This window comes from Pseudomonas sp. RIT-PI-a, from assembly GCF_001187875.1.
Lineage (GTDB): Bacteria > Pseudomonadota > Gammaproteobacteria > Pseudomonadales > Pseudomonadaceae > Aquipseudomonas > Aquipseudomonas coleopterorum.
Genome location: NZ_LGIR01000013.1, coordinates 340891 through 358589 on the forward strand (window position 1 = coordinate 340891; position 17699 = coordinate 358589).

Here is a 17699-nt window from a genome sequence, read left to right on the forward strand (position 1 = left end):
AGTTCAACGAATATCTAGTTGTATGATGTCTGCCGACCGAGCACGCAGCTGCCGATCGACACAGAAACTACCCGCATAAAAACAATCAGTGGGAGATTTGAATTGTGAGCAATTCAAACGTTGCAACCGGCGATGCCGTCCTGGCCCGCGCCGTCTCGAAAGTGAAGAGTCACGTACTCCCGCTGTTCGTCATCATGTTCATCGTCAACTACATCGATCGGGTCAACATCGGCTTCGTGCGCACGCACCTGGAGCATGACCTGGGCATCGGCGCGGCGGCCTATGGCTTCGGTGCCGGGCTGTTCTTCATCGGCTATGCACTGTTCGAAGTGCCGTCCAACATGCTGTTGCAGAAAGTCGGCGCACGGGTCTGGCTGACGCGGATCATGTTCACCTGGGGCATCGTCGCCACGATGATGGCGTTCATTCAGAACGAAACCCACTTCTACATCCTGCGCTTCCTGCTGGGGATCGCCGAAGCCGGCTTCTTCCCTGGCGTGATCTACTACTTCACCCGCTGGTTGCCTGGCGTCGAGCGTGGCAAGGCGATTGCCATCTTCCTCAGCGGCTCGGCCTTGGCCTCGCTGATTTCCGGACCCCTGGCCGGTGCGCTGTTGCAGATCGAAGGCCTGGGGATGCACGGCTGGCAGTGGATGTTCCTGATCGAAGGCCTGGCTTCGGTGCTGCTGTGCTTCTTCGTCTGGTTCTGGCTGGATTCCAAGGTCCACGACGCCAAATGGCTGACCCTGGAGGAGAAAGACGCGCTGGTGGGCGAGATCGATCGCGAACAGCGCGAACGCGATGCCATGCACACCGTCAAGCCGACCTTGGGCACGCTGCTCAAGGATCGCCAGATCCTGCTGTTCTGCCTGATCTACTTCTGCATCCAGCTGACCATCTATGCCGCCACCTTCTGGCTGCCCAGCATCATCAAGAAAATGGGCGGTCTGGATGACCTGCAGGTGGGCTTCCTCAATTCGATACCCTGGCTGATCTCGATCATCGCCATGTACGCGTTTGCCGCGCTGTCGGGCAAGTTCAAGTTCCAGCAGGCCTGGGTGGCCACAGCGCTGCTGATCGCCGCCGCCGGCATGTTCCTTTCCACCACGGGCGGCCCGGTGTTTGCCTTCGTGGCCGTGTGCTTCGCCGCCATCGGCTTCAAGTCGGCGTCCTCGCTGTTCTGGCCCATTCCCCAGGCCTACCTGGACGCGCGCATTGCCGCGGCGGTGATCGCACTGGTGAACTCTGTGGGTAACCTGGGCGGCTTCGTCGCGCCGGCCACCTTCGGTTTCCTGGAGCAGAGCACCGGCTCGATCCAGGGCGGGCTGTACGGCCTGGCCGCGACATCGGTGCTGGCCGCGATCGTGGTGTTCTTCGCCCGTACGCAGCCCAAGCCTGGCAAACCCGTGAGCGGCATTGCCGAACCCGTGCAGGCGCGACCGCTCTGACGAACGCGATCCCCTGTACCGTTTTCGCCAGGCCCCTGCAGCGCCTGGCGTGGATTCAATGACAAGGAAAACGACATGACCACGCACAACGCCCCCATCGTCACCAGCCTGCAAGTCATTCCGGTTGCCGGGCACGACAGCATGCTGCTCAACCTCAGCGGTGCCCACGGCCCGTTCTTCACCCGCAACATCGTGATTCTCAAGGACAGCGCCGGCAACACCGGGGTTGGCGAGGTGCCCGGGGGCGAGCGCATTCGCGAGACCCTGGAAGACGCCCGCAGCCTGGTGGTGGGCCAGCCCATCGGCCAGTACCAGCAGATCCTCAACCGCATGCGCACCACCTTTGCGGCTCGCGACAGTGCAGGCCGTGGCCTGCAGACGTTCGACCTGCGCATCACCATCCATGCCGTGACGGCCATGGAGGCCGCCCTGCTCGACCTGCTCGGGCAGTTTCTGGAGGTGCCGGTGGCAGCGCTGCTCGGTGAAGGCCAGCAACGCGATGCGGTGAAGATGCTCGGCTACCTGTTCTATGTGGGTGATCGTGGCCAGACCGACCTGGCCTACCGCAGCGAGCCGGACGCCGCTGATGACTGGAGCCGCCTGCGTCACGAAAAGGCAATGACCCCCGAGGCGGTGGTGCGGTTGGCCGAAGCGGCCAAGGCCAAGTACGGCTTCAACGACTTCAAGCTCAAGGGCGGCGTGCTGCGCGGTGCCGAGGAAATCGAGGCGGTGACGGCACTGGCCGAGCGTTTCCCTGACGCGCGCATCACTTTGGACCCCAACGGTGCCTGGTCACTGAAAGAAGCGATCAGCCTGTGCCGTGATCAGCACCATGTGCTGGCCTACGCCGAAGACCCCTGTGGTGCGGAAAACGGCTATTCGGGACGTGAAGTCATGGCCGAATTCCGCCGTGCCACGGGCCTGCCCACCGCCACCAACATGATTGCCACCGACTGGCGCGAGATGGGTCACGCCATTCAATTGCAGTCGGTGGACATCCCGCTGGCCGACCCGCATTTCTGGACCATGCAGGGTTCGGTACGGGTTGCGCAGATGTGCAACGACTGGGGGCTGACCTGGGGCTCGCACTCCAACAACCATTTCGATATTTCGCTGGCGATGTTCACCCAGGTGGCCGCTGCGGCACCGGGCGAGATCACCGCGATCGACACGCACTGGATCTGGCAGGACGGCCAGCGCCTGACCAAGGAGCCGTTGCAGATCATCGATGGCTTCGTCAAAGTGCCCGCCAAGCCGGGCCTGGGCGTGGACATCGACATGGACGAAGTGGCCAAGGCCCACGAGCTGTACAAGACCAAGGGCCTGGGCGCGCGGGATGACGGCATTGCCATGCAATACCTGATTTCAGACTGGAAATTCGATAACAAGCGTCCCTGCCTGGTGCGCTAAGCCACGCATCGACCCTGTGGGAGCGGGTCTCTGCCCGCGAAACGGAGCATGCGGTGGCCCAGGCATACCGCGGCGTCTGCTTCGCGGGCAGAGCCCGCTCCCACAGTTCTCCTGCCGCCATGCAGACGACTTGAATCTTATGTAGCAGCGGCGCAAGCCGCGTCGGCGGTTTAAGCGGTGCATCTGGGCGAACGCGGTGAAGCCGGACGCGACTCGCGCCGCTGCTACAGGGACGCCGTCCATCGTCTAGACAACCCCCATCCCCGCACAATAGAGCGCTCGATTCAGGTTCAGTTAAGTTTTCACCGGTAACGTTAGTGACAAATGACTTACAAGTCATAATCCTATGTAAATCGTCTCGTCCAGCCGTGAGCTGTGGGAATTTTTACCCGGTAAACTGGGAACCATCTCAAATCCAGCAAGAGGATGAATCATGAGCGACAAGGATCCTACACCGAGCCATGCCGATACGGCTGAAGCCTCCCTGAAACAAATCGTCGACGGCTTTCTGCATTTCCATCATGACGTCTTCCCTCAGCAACAAGAGTTGTTCAAGAAGCTTGCTACCGCACAAGCACCGCGGGCCATGTTCATCACCTGCGCCGACTCGCGCATCGTCCCCGAACTCATCACCCAAAGCTCTCCCGGCGACCTGTTCGTTACTCGAAACGTGGGTAACGTCGTACCGCCCTACGGACAAATGAACGGTGGCGTTTCCACCGCGCTGGAATACGCCATCCTGGCCCTGGGCGTGCAGCACGTCATCGTCTGCGGCCACTCCGACTGCGGCGCCATGCGCGCCGTACTCAACCCCGCTTCGCTGGAAAAGATGCCAACCGTCAAGGCCTGGCTGCGCCACTCGGAAGTGGCCCGCACCGTGGTCGAAGACAACTGCAACTGCGCCAACGAAGCCGAAAGCATGAAAGTGCTGACCGAAGAAAACGTCATCTCCCAGCTGCAGCACCTACGCACCCACCCATCGGTGGCCTCGCGCATGGCCAGTGGCCAGTTGTTTATCCATGGCTGGATCTACAACATCGAAACCAGCGAAATCAAGGCCTACGACGCCGAGCAGGACTGCTTCCGTCCGCTCGACAGAACGACCACGACGCCTAGCGCCACGCCCAAGGGCCGCTTCTAGGTCGCCGTGGCGTCCGTTTGACAGGGCCTGCCTGGCCATCATCTGTCGACAGCACACCTCAACGATTGCTTGCCGAATCCACCTGTAACCGCCGCGCCGGTTGGGCTACAGGGGATTGGGCAGGCACACTGCTGCCTGTCGAAAAGAGTGGCCCGGCTCGCTTGAATGCTTGCAGGAGATTGAACGTGAATATTGCACACATGAAAGCGGTGTTGCCGCGCGAGTTGCTCGCCTCGGTCGTGGTATTTCTGGTCGCGCTGCCGTTGTGCATGGGTATTGCCATCGCCTCGGGAATGCCGCCCTCCAAAGGCCTGATCACCGGCATCATCGGCGGTATCGTGGTCGGCTTTCTGGCCGGCTCGCCGTTGCAGGTCAGTGGCCCGGCCGCCGGCCTGGCCGTGCTGGTCTTCGAACTGGTTCGCCAGCACGGCATGGCCATGCTCGGCCCCATCCTGCTGCTGGCTGGTCTGCTGCAACTGTTGGCCGGGCGTTTCAAGCTCGGTTGCTGGTTCCGCGTCACGGCGCCGGCGGTGGTCTACGGCATGCTGGCCGGTATCGGCGTGCTGATTGTCTTGTCTCAGGTCCACGTCATGCTCGACCGGGCGCCGCAGCCTTCGGGTCTGAGCAACCTGATCGAATTTCCTGCGGTCGTCGGCCAGGCCATGCCCAGCATCGGTGGCGGGCTGGGCTGGCAAGCCGGGTTGTTGGGCCTGCTGACCATCGCCGTCATGTACGCCTGGGAAAAGCTGCGTCCGCAAAAGTTGCGCTTCGTTCCCGGTGCACTGCTGGGCGTCGGGCTGGCCACCGGGCTGAGCCTGTTCTTCGCCATGCCGGTCAAGCGTGTCGAAGTGCCGGCGACCCTGGCTGAAGCCATCGACTGGCTGCGCCCCGCCGACCTGCTCAACCTGGCCGATCCGGCCCTGTTGATCGCCGCCATTGCCGTGGCCTTCATCGCCAGTGCCGAGACGTTGCTGTCAGCGGCTGCGGTGGATCGCATGCACAATGGCCAGCGTTCGGATTTCGATCGCGAACTGTCGGCGCAAGGTGTGGGCAACATGCTGTGCGGCATCCTCGGCGCACTGCCGATGACCGGTGTGATCGTGCGCAGTTCGGCCAACGTCCAGGCCGGCGCGCAGACCCGTCTGTCGGCGATCCTGCACGGTGTCTGGCTGCTCGGTTTCGTCGTCCTGCTGTCCAGCCTGTTGCAGAGCATCCCGGTGGCAAGCCTAGCGGGCGTGCTGGTCTTCACCGGCGTCAAGCTGGTCGACTTCAAGGCCTTCAAGGGCCTGGGCCGCTACGGTCGCATGCCGATGTTCACCTACGCGGCCACGGCCCTGGCGATCGTCTTCACCGATCTGCTTACCGGTGTGCTGCTGGGCTTCGCCCTGACCCTGCTGAAGCTGGCCTTCAAGGCGGCGCGCCTGAAGATCACCCTGGTCGACCAGGCCCCTGGTGAGGTGGAGTTGCGCATGGTGGGCTCGGCAACCTTTCTCAAGGTCCCGGCGCTGACCAAGGCATTGGCGAGCATTCCGGAAGGTACGATTGTCCATGTGCCGCTTGCTGGCCTGACCTACATCGACCACTCCTGCCTGGAACTGCTGGAGGACTGGGGCCGCGCGAATCAGAGCAAGGGCTCGCGGATGATCATCGAAAGCCGCGGCCTCAAGCGGCGCATCGAAGGTCAGCTGCGGACCAGCGCAGGCTTCGGCAGCTGACCCGGCAATCGGGAAGCGCTCTGCAGGGCTTGGCGACTAGTGCTCGTCAGGCCCTGTCGCAGCCTGCGAGGTTGCGTTCAAGTCCAGGCCAATCCCCAGGCGCCGCGACATGCACGGCCACTGTTTCCATGCTGCCCCGGTCTCGGGGCTGACCAGCTTGTCGCGGTAGGCTTGCACCGACGGCAGCTCGAAGCTTTCATCGCACAGCATCTGGTCCACCGAATGGTGCACGACCTCGTCCAACTCGTTGGCGAAGGTTTCACCGATCAACTGGTGGGCGATCAGGTTGGCCACGGTCATGTCCAGCGGTATCAGCGGCTGGCCGAGGTGACGAATGTACAGATCGTTGATTTCCTCTACCAGACGATGGGCCAGGTAGGCTTCATCGAGCAGGCCATCCATTCCTGGATGGTCCGCGAGAATGCCGGGCGGTTGCAGGAAGTATTCTTCGGCAATCTTCAGCACCGGATCGATCTGCGATTGGATACCCGCCTTGACCGCCACTTCGCTGGCGGCGTCGAGCAGTTGCGGGACTTCATCGATGTAGGCGCTGACGAAGCGCCACAGGGCGGTGTCGTTGCCTTCAGCGATGTCGATGGACGGGTGCAGCTGCGGCAGCTGTTTTTCCAGGCGCTGCTGCAGCTGGCCGGAAGCGGCCTCGTGTTCGGTGGCACGTTGGATCTGCTCGCGCAATGCGGCGGTGTTCATGAAGGCTCCAGGCGGGTGTCACGAAAGTGAAGTGGGAACGATAGCTGGCCCATCGGGAAGGCTAAGACGCATTTGTCATAGTCGGGACACATTTCATAACGACGCGAACCACTACCCTCCTCATGGCTCGCCTGATAACGTCGCCCCTCTTACGTGCATTGACCCCAGACTCATGACAAAAGCGCAGAAAATCGTCTTCATCGTTGCCGGCGTCCTCGCCTTGCTGATCGGATTGAGCGTTCACCACCTGCTCACCCGGCAGAGCCAACCCAACCGCGCCGCACTGGTCGATGCGGGGATTATCCTGTTGGCCCAGAGTCGCGCGATGCCTGCGCTGCAGATGACCGACCAGGACGGCGCGCCCGTTCACGTCGACCAGCTCAGGGGCAAGTGGTCGCTGCTGTTCTTCGGCTACACGTTCTGCCCGGATATCTGCCCGACCACCCTGGCCAACCTGCGCGACGTGCAGCAACAGCTGCCCAACGCCACGCGCGAGCGCTTGCAGGTGGTGCTGATCAGTGTCGACCCGCACCGCGACACCCCCGAGCGGCTCAAGCAGTACCTGGGTTATTTCAAGGCAGGCTTCGAAGGGTGGGTCGCGCCGGTCGAAACCCTACAGACGCTGGCCAGCGCCATCAGCATTCCGTTCATCCCCGCCGACACGCGCAAGCCCAATTACCTGGTGGAGCACAGCGCCAACCTGGCGTTGATCGGGCCGGATGGGCGACAAAGGGGGTTCATTCGCGGGCCGATCGACAATGCGAAGATGATCGCCCGGCTTCCTGGGCTGGTCGCGGGCGATTGAGAAAGGAAGGTCGAGCTTACACTCGACCTGTCACGGGCTTAAAAAGCGGGCAGCACCGCGCCCTTGTATTTCTCGGTGATGAACTGCTTGAGCTCGGGGCTGTGCAGCGCGGCGGCCAGTTTCTGCATGGCCGGCGAGTCCTTGTTTTCCGGGCGCGCCACCAGAATGTTCACGTAGGGCGAGTCGTTGCCTTCGATGAACAACGCATCCTTGGACGGATCCAGCTTGGCTTCCAGGGCGTAGTTGGTGTTGATCAGCGCCAAGTCGACCTGCGTCAGTACGCGCGGGATGGTCGCCGCTTCCAGCTCACGGATCTTCAAGCCCTTGGGGTTCTCGACGATGTCCTTGGTGGTGGCCAGGATGTTGCTCTGGTCCTTGAGGCGAATCAGGCCGTATTTCTGCAGCAGCAACAGGGCACGACCGCCGTTGGTGGCGTCGTTGGGCACCACCACGTTGGCGCCGTTGCCCAGCTCGTCGAGCTGCTTGATCTTGCTCGAATAGGCGCCCAGGGGCTCCAGGTGAACGCCGGTCACGGCGACCAGATCGGTACCCTTGCCCTTGTTGAACTCATCCAGATACGGCTGGTGCTGGAAGAAATTGGCGTCCATGTTCTTCTGCGCGACCTGGACGTTGGGCTGGATGTAGTCGGTGAACACCTTGATGTTGAGGTCCACGCCCTGCTCGGCCAGTTGCGGCTTCACGAATTCCAGAATCTCGGCATGGGGCACGGCGGTGGCCGCCACGTTCAGGCTTTCGTTGGCCTGGGCGGACAGTGCAGCGACGGCGGCCATGGCGGCCAGTAGTCTTTTCATCTTCGATTTCCTTTTCGGCCCGTGGGCCAGACCTACGATTATTTGCGAGAGAAGTGCACGACCAGGCGGTCGCCCAGCATCTGCAGCAGTTGGACCATCAGAATCAGGATGATCACCGTGACGTACATCACGTTGTCCTGGAAACGCTGGTAGCCGTAGCGAATCGCCAGGTCACCCAGGCCCCCGGCGCCGACCACGCCAGCCATGGCGGTGTACGACACCAGCGTGATGGTCGTCACGGTGATGGCCGCGATGATCCCCGGCAGGGCCTCGGGCACCAGCGCCCGGGTGATGATCTGCCGCGTCGTGGCGCCCATGGCCTGGGTTGCCTCGATGATGCCGCGGTCGACTTCGCGCAGGGCGGTTTCCACCAGCCGCGCGAAGAACGGCACGGTGCCGATGACCAGCGGCGGAATCGCCCCGGCCACGCCCAGCGAGGTACCCACCAGCACCACGGTGGTGGGGATGAGCAGAATGATCAGGATGATGAACGGCAGCGAGCGGACCACGTTGACGATGAACGACAGCACCGCATAGAGCCTGGGCTTTTCGAACATCTGCCGCGGGCTGGTGAGGAACAGCAAAACACCCAACGGCAGGCCCAGCAGGATGGTGAACAGCAGCGACGCACCGAGCATTACCAGCGTGTCGAGGGTGGCCTGCCAGATTTCGCTCCAGTCGACGCTGGCGAAGAAGTTGATCAGGTCCATCAGCGCAGCACCTCCATGTGAACGTCGGCAGCGGTGAAGCGGGCGAATGCCGCGTCCATGTCGCCGCCGGTGATTGCCAGGGTCAACTGGCCATAGGGGGTGTCCTTGATGCGGTCGATGCGACCGGCCAGGATGCTGTAGTCGACGCCGGTCTCGCGCGCCACGGTGCCCAGCAGCGGTGCGTAGGTGGCCTCGCCCTGGAAGGTCAGGCGCACGATGCGGCCCGCCACATGGGCGAAGTCGCTGCGCTGCTCGTTCTCGTCGACCTGCTCGTCTTCCTGAACGAAACGACGGGTGGTCGGATGCTGTGGGTGCAGGAATACGTCGGCCACAGGGCCTTGTTCGACGATGTGTCCGGCGTCCATCACCGCCACCTGATCGCAGACCCGACGGATCACGTCCATTTCATGGGTGATGAGCACGATGGTCAGTTGCAGTTCGCGGTTGATCTCGGCCAGCAGTTGCAGGACCGAAGCCGTGGTCTGCGGATCCAGGGCGCTGGTGGCCTCGTCGCAGAGCAGGATCTTGGGGTTGGTCGACAACGCGCGGGCGATGCCGACACGCTGCTTCTGACCACCGGACAGCTGTGCCGGGTACTTGCGCGCATGATCGGACAGGCCGACGCGCTCGAGCAATTGGGCCACGCGCTGGTCGATTTCCTTGCGCGACAGGCGCCCGGCCAGGTTCAGCGGCATCGCCACGTTATCGGCAACGGTCTTGGAGGCCAGCAGGTTGAAATGCTGGAAAATCATGCCGACCTGTTGCCGAAAACCGCGCAGGCCGTCGGCATCGAGCGCGGTGACGTCTTCACCGTCGACGATGATCGTGCCACCGCTGGGGTTTTCCAGGCGGTTGATCAGGCGCAGAAGCGTGCTTTTGCCCGCGCCGGAGTGGCCGATGAGGCCGAACACCTGGCCTGCCGGCACCGTGAATCGGGTGGGATGCAGCGCGGGAATTTCCCTACCGGCCACGCGGTAGGTCTTGTGGACATCTTGGAACTCGATCACGTAGCGAACCTTGTGGGGCGCATGAATGGGGTAGCAGCTGATAGCCGGGCGCGCATTTTAGCCCAGGCGTCCAGTCGTATTTAGCATTTATTTTCGCCGCAACCTGCGATTTGGCAATAACGCGACTAAAGGTCGGCTTTGCGACCGTTCGTGAAAAAAAAAGGAACGCCCCTGCAATTTGTCAGGTCACTTGCTGAGTATTCCTGACCCATGCCTGCCGTGATCAGGTGAGGGTACTTATCAAAGTCCGTCCACGGACTGCCGTGAACCAAGGAGTTAAGGCCCGATGAGCAACAAGACCCCCCCTGCCGGCAAGAGCGAAGCGGCTGGCACCGACACCCTGGATCGTCAGAACACCAACGCCAAACTGGAATCGCTCGAGCAGTTCCGTGCCGATGGCACCGGACAAGCGCTGCGCACCAACCATGGCGTGAAGATCAGCGATAACCAGAACACCCTCAAAGCCGGCGCACGCGGCCCGTCCTTGCTCGAAGACTTCATCATGCGTGAGAAGATCACGCACTTCGACCACGAACGCATCCCGGAGCGTATCGTCCACGCCCGCGGTACTGCTGCCCATGGCTTCTTCGAGACCTACGAAGACCATTCGGCCCTGACCAAGGCTGGCTTCCTGCGCGACCCGGCGAAGAAGACCCCGGTCTTCGTCCGCTTCTCCACCGTGCAGGGCCCACGCGGCTCTGGTGACACCGTGCGCGACGTGCGTGGTTTCGCCGTGAAGTTCTACACCGACGAAGGCAACTTCGACATGGTCGGCAACAACATGCCGGTCTTCTTCATTCAGGACGCGATCAAGTTCCCCGACTTCGTTCACGCCGTGAAGCCTGAGCCACACAACGAGATCCCGACCGGCGGTTCCGCTCACGATACCTTCTGGGACTTCGTCTCGCTGGTGCCTGAGTCTGCGCATATGGTGCTGTGGACCATGTCCGACCGTGCGATCCCGAAAAGCCTGCGTACCATGCAGGGCTTCGGTATCCATACCTTCCGTTTCGTCAACGGCGAAGGCAAGGGAACGTTCGTCAAGTTCCACTGGAAGCCAAAGTTCGGCACCTGCTCGCTGGTCTGGGACGAAGCGCAGAAACTGGCCGGCAAGGACACCGATTTCCACCGCCGCGACCTGTGGGAATCCATCGAGATGGGTGACTACCCGGAATGGGAACTGGGCGTGCAGATCGTGCCGGAAGAAGACGAACACAAGTTCGAATTCGACCTGCTCGACCCGACCAAGATCATTCCCGAAGAGCTGGTCCCGGTCACTCCGCTGGGCCGCATGGTCCTGGACCGCAACCCGGACAACTACTTCGCCGAAACCGAACAGGTTGCCTTCTGCCCGGGCCACATCGTTCCCGGTATCGACTTCAGCAACGATCCTCTATTGCAGGGTCGCCTGTTCTCCTACACCGATACCCAGATCAGCCGTCTCGGTGGGCCGAACTTCCACGAGATCCCGATCAACCGTCCGATCGCGCCGAACCACAACGGTCAGCGTGATGCCCAGCACCGCACCCGCATCGACAAGGGCCGTGCGTCCTACGAGCCAAACTCCATTGACGGTGGCTGGCCGAAGGAAACTCCATCGGCACCGATCGATGGCGGCTTCGAGACCTATCCCGAGCGTGTCGACGCACACAAGGTCCGCGAGCGCAGCGAATCGTTCTCCGACCACTTCTCGCAAGCCACGCTGTTCTTCAACAGCATGAGCCATGCCGAGAAAGAGCACATCATTGCGGCCTACAGCTTCGAATTGGGCAAGGTCGAGCGCGAGTACATTCGTGCCCGTCAGGTCAACGAAATCCTGGCCAACATCGATCTGGAACTGGCTTCGCGCGTTGCCGCCAACCTGGGTCTGCCTGCGCCGACCAAGGGCACCGTATCAGTCAAGCCTTCGTCACTGAAGGAATCGCCTGCGCTGAGCCAGACCAACCTTCTGTCGGGCGACATCAAGAGCCGCAAGGTGGCGATCCTGGTGGCCAACGGTGTGGATGGCAAAGCGGTCGCTGCCCTGCAGAAGGCGCTCAAGGCCGAAGGCGCACACGCCAAGGTTCTGGGCCCGACCAGCGCACCGGTCAAGACTGCCGACGGCCAGACTTTGGCAGTCGACGCTTCCCAGGAAGGTCTGCCGTCGGTGGCTTTCGACGCAGTGTGGGTGCCAGGTGGCGCGGATTCGATCAAGGCACTGAGCGCCGATGGCGTGGCCTTGCACTACCTGCTCGAAGCCTACAAGCACCTCAAGGCAATCGGTGTCAGCAAGGATGGCAAGGCGCTGCTCGAAGCGCTGCGCCTGCAGGAAGATGCCGGTCTGCTGGTGGGCGACGATGACAGCACCATCAAGGCGTTCATCGCTGCGATCGCCAAGCATCGCGTGTGGGATCGTGAACCTGCCGCCAAAGCCATTCCGGCTTAACGGCGCGGTATAAGCACCACTTGGGTCGGTTGTCCGTGCACCACACGGCGACCGACCTTCAGTTGCATTTCTGGCAACTGTTCGCTGACGCGCTGCTTGAGCAGCGCTTCCAGCCGGCGATATTCGCCTGGTTGGGCCACCTGAATGATCACATCACATTGGTAATGAACGACGTCGGTCGCGATGTCGCGCATCTGTGCGCGTAACTGAGGTGCGCTGTGCATCTTCAAAGGCACTGCTGAAACACTGGCGTTCGGATCCAGCACCAAGGCCTTCGGCCGCGCTTCGGCCGCTTTCAGGGCCGCTTCGGCTTTTTCCAGCTCGGCCTTGCGCGCCTGGGCGATCGCGCCATTGACGCCACCGATGAGGGCCGGTGCCTGAGGCATCAACACGCGAGCACGGCCCAGCGCGGTGGCCGCCGCATTGACGTCACCCTTCTGCAGCATCACCTGGCTGCGCTGCAGATAGGCCTCGGCCAATTGCCGCTGCGCCTCGTTGACGCGCGGATCCTGCGGAGCCTGGGCCTGCAGCTTGACCAACTGATCTTCAGCCGTGGCCAGCTCGCTGCTGGCGATGTTGGTTTCCAGCTGTTGCCAGGCATCGGGACCTGCGTCAGCGGCAGGGTCGCGCGACGAAGTCTGGCAAGCGGTCAACAGCAGGGAAAGTGTGGCAAGTAGCAGATAACGGGAGGCGAACGGCTTCATTGCTGCGACTCTCTATTTGCCCAAAAAACGGCCAAGTCTACACCGTGGGGGTGTCGGCGAAAATATGGGCGCCGAAAATCGCTTCCCCATGATCCCTTTGTTGTGACATGCAGCGTCCATTCTTGAACACAACCTTTGTGTGATACAGTGAATACACGTATCACACGGGAGTTTCTGTCATGCCTACCTCTATTCGATTGGCTCCGGAAACCGAGCAGCGCCTCGATTTTCTGGCAAGCAGCACCGGACGCACCAAAGCGTATTACCTGCGCGAAATTATCGACAATGGCCTGGCCGACCTAGAGGACTACTACTTGGCAGCGGACGTTCTGGAGCGTGTCCGTAGAGGTCAGGAGAGTGTGCATTCGGCAGCGGACTTGAGGAAAGACCTTGGTCTGGACGATTGATTACACCGACACGGCCAAAACGCAATTGCGCAAACTCGACAAGCAGGCAGCCAGGCGTATCCTCGATTTCATGGATGAGCGCATTGGCGGTCGGGATGATCCACGGAGCACTGGCAAGGCACTCACGGGGCCGCTGGGTGGTTTGTGGCGATATCGGGTTGGGGATTTCCGAGTGATCTGTGACATCCAGGATGGGGCGCTGCGAGTTCTGGTCGTTCAATTGGGCAATCGGCGCGAGGTATACAGGTCATAGCGACTCGCGCCTGACGCGCCCTACCGCTTGGGCAACGCAAAACTCAGCAGAAACAACACCGCAGCACTCACCACGATCGACGGCCCGGCCGGGGTGTCCTTGAACCACGAGAGCGCCAACCCGGCACACACCGCGATGACCCCCAGCACGCTGGCGCCCAGTGCCATCTGCTCGGGCGAGCGTGCATGGCGTTGGGCGGCCGCCGCCGGAATGATCAGCAATGAAGTGATCAGCAATACGCCGACGATCTTCATCGCCACCGCGATCACCACGGCGATCAACAGCATCAAGGCCATGCGCAGACCTGCCACGGGCAGCCCTTCGATGCGTGCCAGCTCTTCGTGAACGGTGATCGCCAGCAATGGCCGCCACAGGGCGATCAACAGCCCCAGCACGGCCACGCTGCCGCCGACGATCCAGTACAGGTCGGTCGCACTGATCGCCAACAGATCACCGAACAGATACCCCATCAGGTCGATGCGCACGTCATGCATGAAGCTCAGTACCACCAGGCCCAGCGACAGGGTGCTCGGCGCCAGGATCCCCAGCAGGGTGTCCGAGGCCAGCGGCTGGCGTTGCTGCAGCGTCACCAGCAATATCGCCAGCAGCAGGCAGCCCACCGTTACCGCCAGCGCCGGGCTGATGTCGAGCACGAAGCCCAGGGCTACGCCGAGCAGGGCCGCATGGGACAAGGTATCGCCGAAATAGGCCATGCGGCGCCAGACCACGAACGAACCCAGCGGTCCCGCGACCACTGCCAGGGAAAGGCCTGCCAGCAAGGCATACAGTAAAAAATCAGCCATGCTTGCAGCTGTCTCCGTGTACGTGAGTGTCACTGACCACGCCGCCATGCAGGTCGTGGGCGTGGTCGTGATGATGGTGATAGATCGCCAGGCTCGGCGCGTGGCTGCCGAACAGCTCGACGAAGGCCGGATCGCCGCTGACCTGCGCAGGATGACCGGAACAGCAGACGTGGCGGTTCAGACAAACCACCTGATCGGTGGTGCTCATGACCAGATGCAGGTCGTGGGACACCATCAGCACGCCGCAGCCATGGCGCTCGCGCAGGCGTGTGATCAGTGCATAGAGTTCGGCCTGGCCGGCCACGTCGACGCCTTGCACCGGCTCGTCGAGCACCAGCAGTTCGGGCTCGCGCAGCAGCGCTCGCGCCAGCAGCACGCGCTGCATTTCACCGCCGGAGACCGTCTGGATCGGGCTGTCGATGGTCTGGGCGGCGCCCACTTCCTCCAGCGCCGCCAGGGCGCGCGCGCGGTCCACACCCGGCACCAGGCGCAGGAAACGCAGCACCGACAGCGGCAGGGTCGGGTCCACGTGCAGCTTCTGCGGCATGTAGCCGATGCGCAGCCGAGGCTTGCGCCAGACGCTGCCCGAGTCGGGCTTGAGCAAACCGAGCACGGCACGCACCAGGGTGGTCTTGCCGGCGCCGTTGGGGCCGATCAAGGTGACGATCTCCCCAGGCTGCACGCACAGATGGATGTTATCGAGCACACGTTGGCCGGCGAACTCCACGCTGACCTGGTCCAAGCGGATCAAGGCTTCGCTCATCACGCCCCCCGGCAGGCCGCGCACAGGCCGACCACTTCCACGGTCTGCCCCTCGACGGCGAAGCCGATACCCTGCGCGCTCTCGACGATGGCATCGCTGATGGTCTTGTGCTCCAGTTCCACGGCGACATGGCAGGTGCGACAGATCAGGAACTGGCCCTGGTGGGCGTGCTCGGGATGGTTGCAGCCGATGAAGGCGTTGAGCGAAGCAATGCGGTGCACCAGGTTGTTGTCGAGCAGAAAGTCCAGGGCGCGATAGACCGTGGGCGGCGCTGCGCGACGGCCATCCTGTTCGCTGAGCACGGCGAGAATGTCGTAGGCGCCCAGCGGCTTGTGGCTTTGCCAGACCAGCTCCAGTACGCGACGGCGCAAGGCAGTCAAACGCAGGCCCTGTTTCAGGCACAAGGCATCGGCCTCGCTCAGTGCGTGATGGACGCAATGGGAGTGGTCGTGAGGACGGCTGGCCAGCGGTGTTTTGGACATGAGCGGCGACGAATTCTGATAGAGACGTTATTATGTTACCTGTTCTTGCCCCCGAGAGTGTCCATTGTGGTTCGTATTTTTGCTCTTTCCATCGGTTTGCTCGCCGCTTGCATGACCGCCCTGCCGGCACAGGCCCAGGTGCGTGTACTGACCAGCATCAAGCCGGTGCAGCTGATCGCAGCCGCCGTGCAGGACGGCGTGGGCCAGCCTGAAGTACTGCTGCCGCCCGGCGCCTCGCCGCACCACTATGCGCTGCGACCATCGGACGTACGCCGGGTAGGCGACGCCGATCTGCTGTACTGGATCGGCCCGGACATGGAAGGCTTTCTGCCCCGCGTCCTGGAGACTCGGCAGAAGCCCACGGTGACCATCCAGACGCTGCCGGGGCTGCATCTGCGCCATTTCGCCGAGGACAGTCACTCCCACGCCGAGGAAGCGTCGGACCACGATCACGACCATCGCCCAGGCACGCTGGACGCCCACCTGTGGCTTTCCACCGTCAACGCCCGGGTGATCGCCACGCGCATGGCCGCCGACCTGTCCGCGGCCGATCCGGCCAATGCGCCCCGCTACCAGTCCAACCTGGCGGCGTTCACGCAACGTCTCAATGCTTTGGACACCCGCCTGGCCGCTCGGGTGGCGGGTATCCAGGGCAAGCCCTATTTCGTCTTCCACGAGGCTTTCGATTATTTCGAGGAGGCCTATGGCCTCAAGCATACGGGCGTATTTGCCGTGGCAGCCGAAGTGCAACCGGGCGCGCAGCATGTCGCCGCAATGCGCCAGCGGCTGCAGGAAGTGGGCAAGACGTGCGTGTTCAGCGAGCCGCCGATGCGGCCGAAGCTGGCGCAGACCCTGACGGCCGGCCTGCCGGTGACCCTGGCCGAACTGGACGCCCTGGGTGGTTTCGACGAGGCCACCGCGACGGGCTACGAGACCCTGCTGGCCAACCTGGCCGACAACCTCGCCGGCTGCCTGGAAAAGCTCTGACGCTCCTCCCTCAAGCCTGAACCCCTGCCCTGTGAGAGAGGGTTCATGCCAGAAGCAGGTTCCTGTGGGAGCGGGCTCTGCCCGCGAAGGCCGCCCCACGATCTCGGGAGCTAAAAAGCAAACGGCAACGCCACCCCAACCTTTTGCCGCAACCCCAAGCGATCCTGAAAATCCTTGGGATCGTGAATCAGCACATCCATCCCGGCAAACGACTGCGCCGCGATCAGGCGCGACAGCCAGAAACGCACACAGGCCACGCGCAACATCAGCGGCCAGAGCTGCGCTTCGGCTGCGGTGAACGGCCGCAGCGCCGCATAGGCACCCAGCAACGCCCGCGCCCGTGGCGCATCCAGCGCACCCTGCTCGTCCGAGCACCAGTCGTTCACGGTGATCGCCAGGTCGTAGAGCATTGGCCCCGAGCAGGCATTGTAGAAATCGATCACGCCGGTCAGGTGCGTGCCTTCGAACATCACGTTGTCACGGAACAGATCGCCGTGCAGGTTGGCCTGCGGCAGCGCCAGGATCTGCGCGTGATGCGCCTGGATCTCGGCCAGGGCCGGACGCAGTAATTCGGCAGCCGCCGCGTCGAGGCCAGCGACCAGCTTTTCGCCCTCCTCCAGCATCCAGTCCAGGCCACGGTCGGTTCGGCGTACCAGGGGTGCGTCCAGGGTTGCCGTATGAATGTGCGCCAGCAGCTCGCCTACCTGAACGCAGTGCTGGTTGTTCGGTGCCTGCACATGCCGACCGTCCAGGCGCGGCTGCAGCAGGGCCGGTTTGCCGGCGAGGGTACGCAGCGCGACCCCGTCGGTGGTGCGCAAGGCATAGGGCACCGACAGCTGCGCGTCGTGCAGCACATCGAGCAGTTCGATGAAGAACGGCAAATCCTGAGTCGGCCCGCGCTCTACCAGAGTCAGTACGTATTCACCCTGCTCCAGGCTGATGAAAAAGTTGCTGTTCTCGGTACCGGCGGCAATCCCCTGGAAGTCCCGCAGACGGCCAAGGCCATAAGGGGCCAGAAAGGTTTCGAGCTCGGCGCGGGTCAAGGGTGTAAACACAGACATGTCGTAGATTTGCCCATACTGGCGCCACAACGGCGGCGCCCGGTTGAATTGAAAATTA

General features: G+C 62.6%; 18 protein-coding genes. 9 read left to right on the forward strand and 9 right to left on the reverse strand.

Going from position 1 to position 17699, the window contains the following annotated elements:
* The first annotated feature begins 101 nt into the window (after nt 1-101).
* From AC788_RS10060 to AC788_RS10075, 4 genes are all read left to right on the forward strand, one after another.
* A complete protein-coding gene (locus AC788_RS10060; protein WP_376787072.1) occupies nt 102-1448 on the forward strand; it encodes an MFS transporter in 1347 nt (448 codons plus the stop codon).
* A 75-nt stretch (nt 1449-1523) separates the two neighbouring features.
* Entirely contained in the window at nt 1524-2858 is a 1335-nt protein-coding gene (gudD, locus tag AC788_RS10065; protein ID WP_049860501.1) for a glucarate dehydratase, read from the forward strand.
* Between the two features lie 433 nt (nt 2859-3291).
* Nucleotides 3292-3999, forward strand: coding sequence for a carbonic anhydrase (locus AC788_RS10070; RefSeq protein WP_049860502.1), 708 nt, complete (start codon nt 3292-3294; stop codon nt 3997-3999).
* A gap of 200 nt (nt 4000-4199) precedes the next feature.
* Nucleotides 4200-5714 (forward strand): SulP family inorganic anion transporter, encoded by a 1515-nt coding sequence (locus AC788_RS10075; protein ID WP_049860503.1) that lies wholly within the window; start codon nt 4200-4202, stop codon nt 5712-5714.
* 36 nt (nt 5715-5750) lie between these two features.
* Here AC788_RS10075 and AC788_RS10080 read toward each other — a convergent pair whose 3' ends face one another.
* Nucleotides 5751-6422, reverse strand: coding sequence for a hypothetical protein (locus AC788_RS10080; RefSeq protein WP_049860504.1), 672 nt, complete (start codon nt 6420-6422; stop codon nt 5751-5753).
* Between the two features lie 172 nt (nt 6423-6594).
* On the opposite strand from AC788_RS10080, the gene AC788_RS10085 reads away from it, so the two are divergent.
* Nucleotides 6595-7227 (forward strand): SCO family protein, encoded by a 633-nt coding sequence (locus AC788_RS10085; RefSeq protein ID WP_049860505.1) that lies wholly within the window; start codon nt 6595-6597, stop codon nt 7225-7227.
* 38 nt (nt 7228-7265) lie between these two features.
* On the opposite strand, the gene AC788_RS10090 is transcribed toward AC788_RS10085, so the two are convergent.
* From AC788_RS10090 to AC788_RS10100, 3 genes are read right to left on the reverse strand one after another with little or no spacing between them, the layout of a single operon-like run.
* Nucleotides 7266-8039 carry a MetQ/NlpA family ABC transporter substrate-binding protein gene (locus AC788_RS10090; protein WP_049860506.1) on the reverse strand — a complete coding sequence of 258 codons (774 nt, stop codon included), beginning with the start codon at nt 8037-8039 and terminating at the stop codon, nt 7266-7268.
* Nucleotides 8040-8077: 38 nt separating this feature from the next.
* A complete protein-coding gene (locus tag AC788_RS10095; protein ID WP_049860507.1) occupies nt 8078-8749 on the reverse strand; it encodes a methionine ABC transporter permease in 672 nt (223 codons plus the stop codon).
* Nucleotides 8749-9756, reverse strand: coding sequence for a methionine ABC transporter ATP-binding protein (locus AC788_RS10100; protein WP_049860508.1), 1008 nt, complete (start codon nt 9754-9756; stop codon nt 8749-8751). Before AC788_RS10100 ends, AC788_RS10095 begins: the two co-directional genes overlap by 1 nt.
* Nucleotides 9757-10042: 286 nt before the next feature.
* On the opposite strand from AC788_RS10100, the gene katE reads away from it, so the two are divergent.
* Nucleotides 10043-12181: a catalase HPII gene (gene katE / locus AC788_RS10105; protein ID WP_049860509.1), complete on the forward strand. Its 2139-nt coding sequence runs from the start codon at nt 10043-10045 to the stop codon at nt 12179-12181.
* Here the strand turns inward: katE and AC788_RS10110 are convergent.
* The gene (locus AC788_RS10110) at nt 12178-12885 is read right to left on the reverse strand and encodes a PA5502 family lipoprotein (RefSeq protein ID WP_049860510.1); all 708 of its coding nucleotides are present in this window, start codon (nt 12883-12885) and stop codon (nt 12178-12180) included. The two genes, katE and AC788_RS10110, sit on opposite strands and share 4 nt — an antisense overlap.
* A 179-nt stretch (nt 12886-13064) precedes the next feature.
* Here AC788_RS10110 and relB point away from each other — a divergent pair, with 179 nt between their 5' ends.
* Both relB and AC788_RS10120 read left to right on the forward strand, forming a co-directional pair.
* Nucleotides 13065-13292, forward strand: coding sequence for a type II toxin-antitoxin system RelB family antitoxin (gene relB / locus AC788_RS10115; protein ID WP_049860511.1), 228 nt, complete (start codon nt 13065-13067; stop codon nt 13290-13292).
* 25 nt (nt 13293-13317) lie between these two features.
* Entirely contained in the window at nt 13318-13545 is a 228-nt protein-coding gene (locus AC788_RS10120) for a type II toxin-antitoxin system RelE family toxin (protein WP_236690502.1), read from the forward strand.
* 20 nt (nt 13546-13565) lie between these two features.
* On the opposite strand, the gene znuB is transcribed toward AC788_RS10120, so the two are convergent.
* From znuB to zur, 3 genes are read right to left on the reverse strand one after another with little or no spacing between them, the layout of a single operon-like run.
* Nucleotides 13566-14348, reverse strand: a complete 783-nt coding sequence (znuB, locus tag AC788_RS10125; protein ID WP_049860513.1) for a zinc ABC transporter permease subunit ZnuB — start codon at nt 14346-14348, stop codon at nt 13566-13568.
* Nucleotides 14341-15111: a zinc ABC transporter ATP-binding protein ZnuC gene (gene znuC / locus AC788_RS10130; protein ID WP_049860553.1), complete on the reverse strand. Its 771-nt coding sequence runs from the start codon at nt 15109-15111 to the stop codon at nt 14341-14343. The genes znuB and znuC overlap by 8 nt, the downstream gene beginning before the upstream one ends.
* Nucleotides 15111-15593 carry a zinc uptake transcriptional repressor Zur gene (gene zur, locus AC788_RS10135; protein ID WP_049860514.1) on the reverse strand — a complete coding sequence of 161 codons (483 nt, stop codon included), beginning with the start codon at nt 15591-15593 and terminating at the stop codon, nt 15111-15113. The genes znuC and zur overlap by 1 nt, the downstream gene beginning before the upstream one ends.
* Nucleotides 15594-15704: 111 nt before the next feature.
* Between zur and AC788_RS10140 the strand changes: the two genes are divergently transcribed.
* Entirely contained in the window at nt 15705-16580 is an 876-nt protein-coding gene (locus AC788_RS10140) for a zinc ABC transporter substrate-binding protein (RefSeq protein ID WP_442965537.1), read from the forward strand.
* Nucleotides 16581-16690: 110 nt separating this feature from the next.
* Here the strand turns inward: AC788_RS10140 and AC788_RS10145 are convergent, their stop codons facing one another.
* Entirely contained in the window at nt 16691-17641 is a 951-nt protein-coding gene (locus AC788_RS10145) for a homoserine kinase (RefSeq protein ID WP_049860555.1), read from the reverse strand.
* Between the last annotated feature and the right edge of the window lie 58 nt (nt 17642-17699).

What these genes read in the sequence shown, in the direction of transcription:
- gudD (WP_049860501.1), top strand. Translation starts at nt 1,524, where the DNA reads ATGACCACGCACAACGCCCCCATCGTCACCAGCCTGCAAGTCATTCCG.
- AC788_RS10070 (WP_049860502.1), top strand. Translation starts at nt 3,292, where the DNA reads ATGAGCGACAAGGATCCTACACCGAGCCATGCCGATACGGCTGAAGCC.
- AC788_RS10075 (WP_049860503.1), top strand. Translation starts at nt 4,200, where the DNA reads ATGAAAGCGGTGTTGCCGCGCGAGTTGCTCGCCTCGGTCGTGGTATTT.
- AC788_RS10080 (WP_049860504.1), bottom strand. Translation starts at nt 6,422, where the DNA reads ATGAACACCGCCGCATTGCGCGAGCAGATCCAACGTGCCACCGAACAC.
- AC788_RS10085 (WP_049860505.1), top strand. Translation starts at nt 6,595, where the DNA reads ATGACAAAAGCGCAGAAAATCGTCTTCATCGTTGCCGGCGTCCTCGCC.
- AC788_RS10090 (WP_049860506.1), bottom strand. Translation starts at nt 8,039, where the DNA reads ATGAAAAGACTACTGGCCGCCATGGCCGCCGTCGCTGCACTGTCCGCC.
- AC788_RS10095 (WP_049860507.1), bottom strand. Translation starts at nt 8,749, where the DNA reads ATGGACCTGATCAACTTCTTCGCCAGCGTCGACTGGAGCGAAATCTGG.
- katE (WP_049860509.1), top strand. Translation starts at nt 10,043, where the DNA reads ATGAGCAACAAGACCCCCCCTGCCGGCAAGAGCGAAGCGGCTGGCACC.
- AC788_RS10110 (WP_049860510.1), bottom strand. Translation starts at nt 12,885, where the DNA reads ATGAAGCCGTTCGCCTCCCGTTATCTGCTACTTGCCACACTTTCCCTG.
- relB (WP_049860511.1), top strand. Translation starts at nt 13,065, where the DNA reads ATGCCTACCTCTATTCGATTGGCTCCGGAAACCGAGCAGCGCCTCGAT.
- znuB (WP_049860513.1), bottom strand. Translation starts at nt 14,348, where the DNA reads ATGGCTGATTTTTTACTGTATGCCTTGCTGGCAGGCCTTTCCCTGGCA.
- znuC (WP_049860553.1), bottom strand. Translation starts at nt 15,111, where the DNA reads ATGAGCGAAGCCTTGATCCGCTTGGACCAGGTCAGCGTGGAGTTCGCC.
- zur (WP_049860514.1), bottom strand. Translation starts at nt 15,593, where the DNA reads ATGTCCAAAACACCGCTGGCCAGCCGTCCTCACGACCACTCCCATTGC.
- AC788_RS10140 (WP_442965537.1), top strand. Translation starts at nt 15,705, where the DNA reads ATGACCGCCCTGCCGGCACAGGCCCAGGTGCGTGTACTGACCAGCATC.
- AC788_RS10145 (WP_049860555.1), bottom strand. Translation starts at nt 17,641, where the DNA reads ATGTCTGTGTTTACACCCTTGACCCGCGCCGAGCTCGAAACCTTTCTG.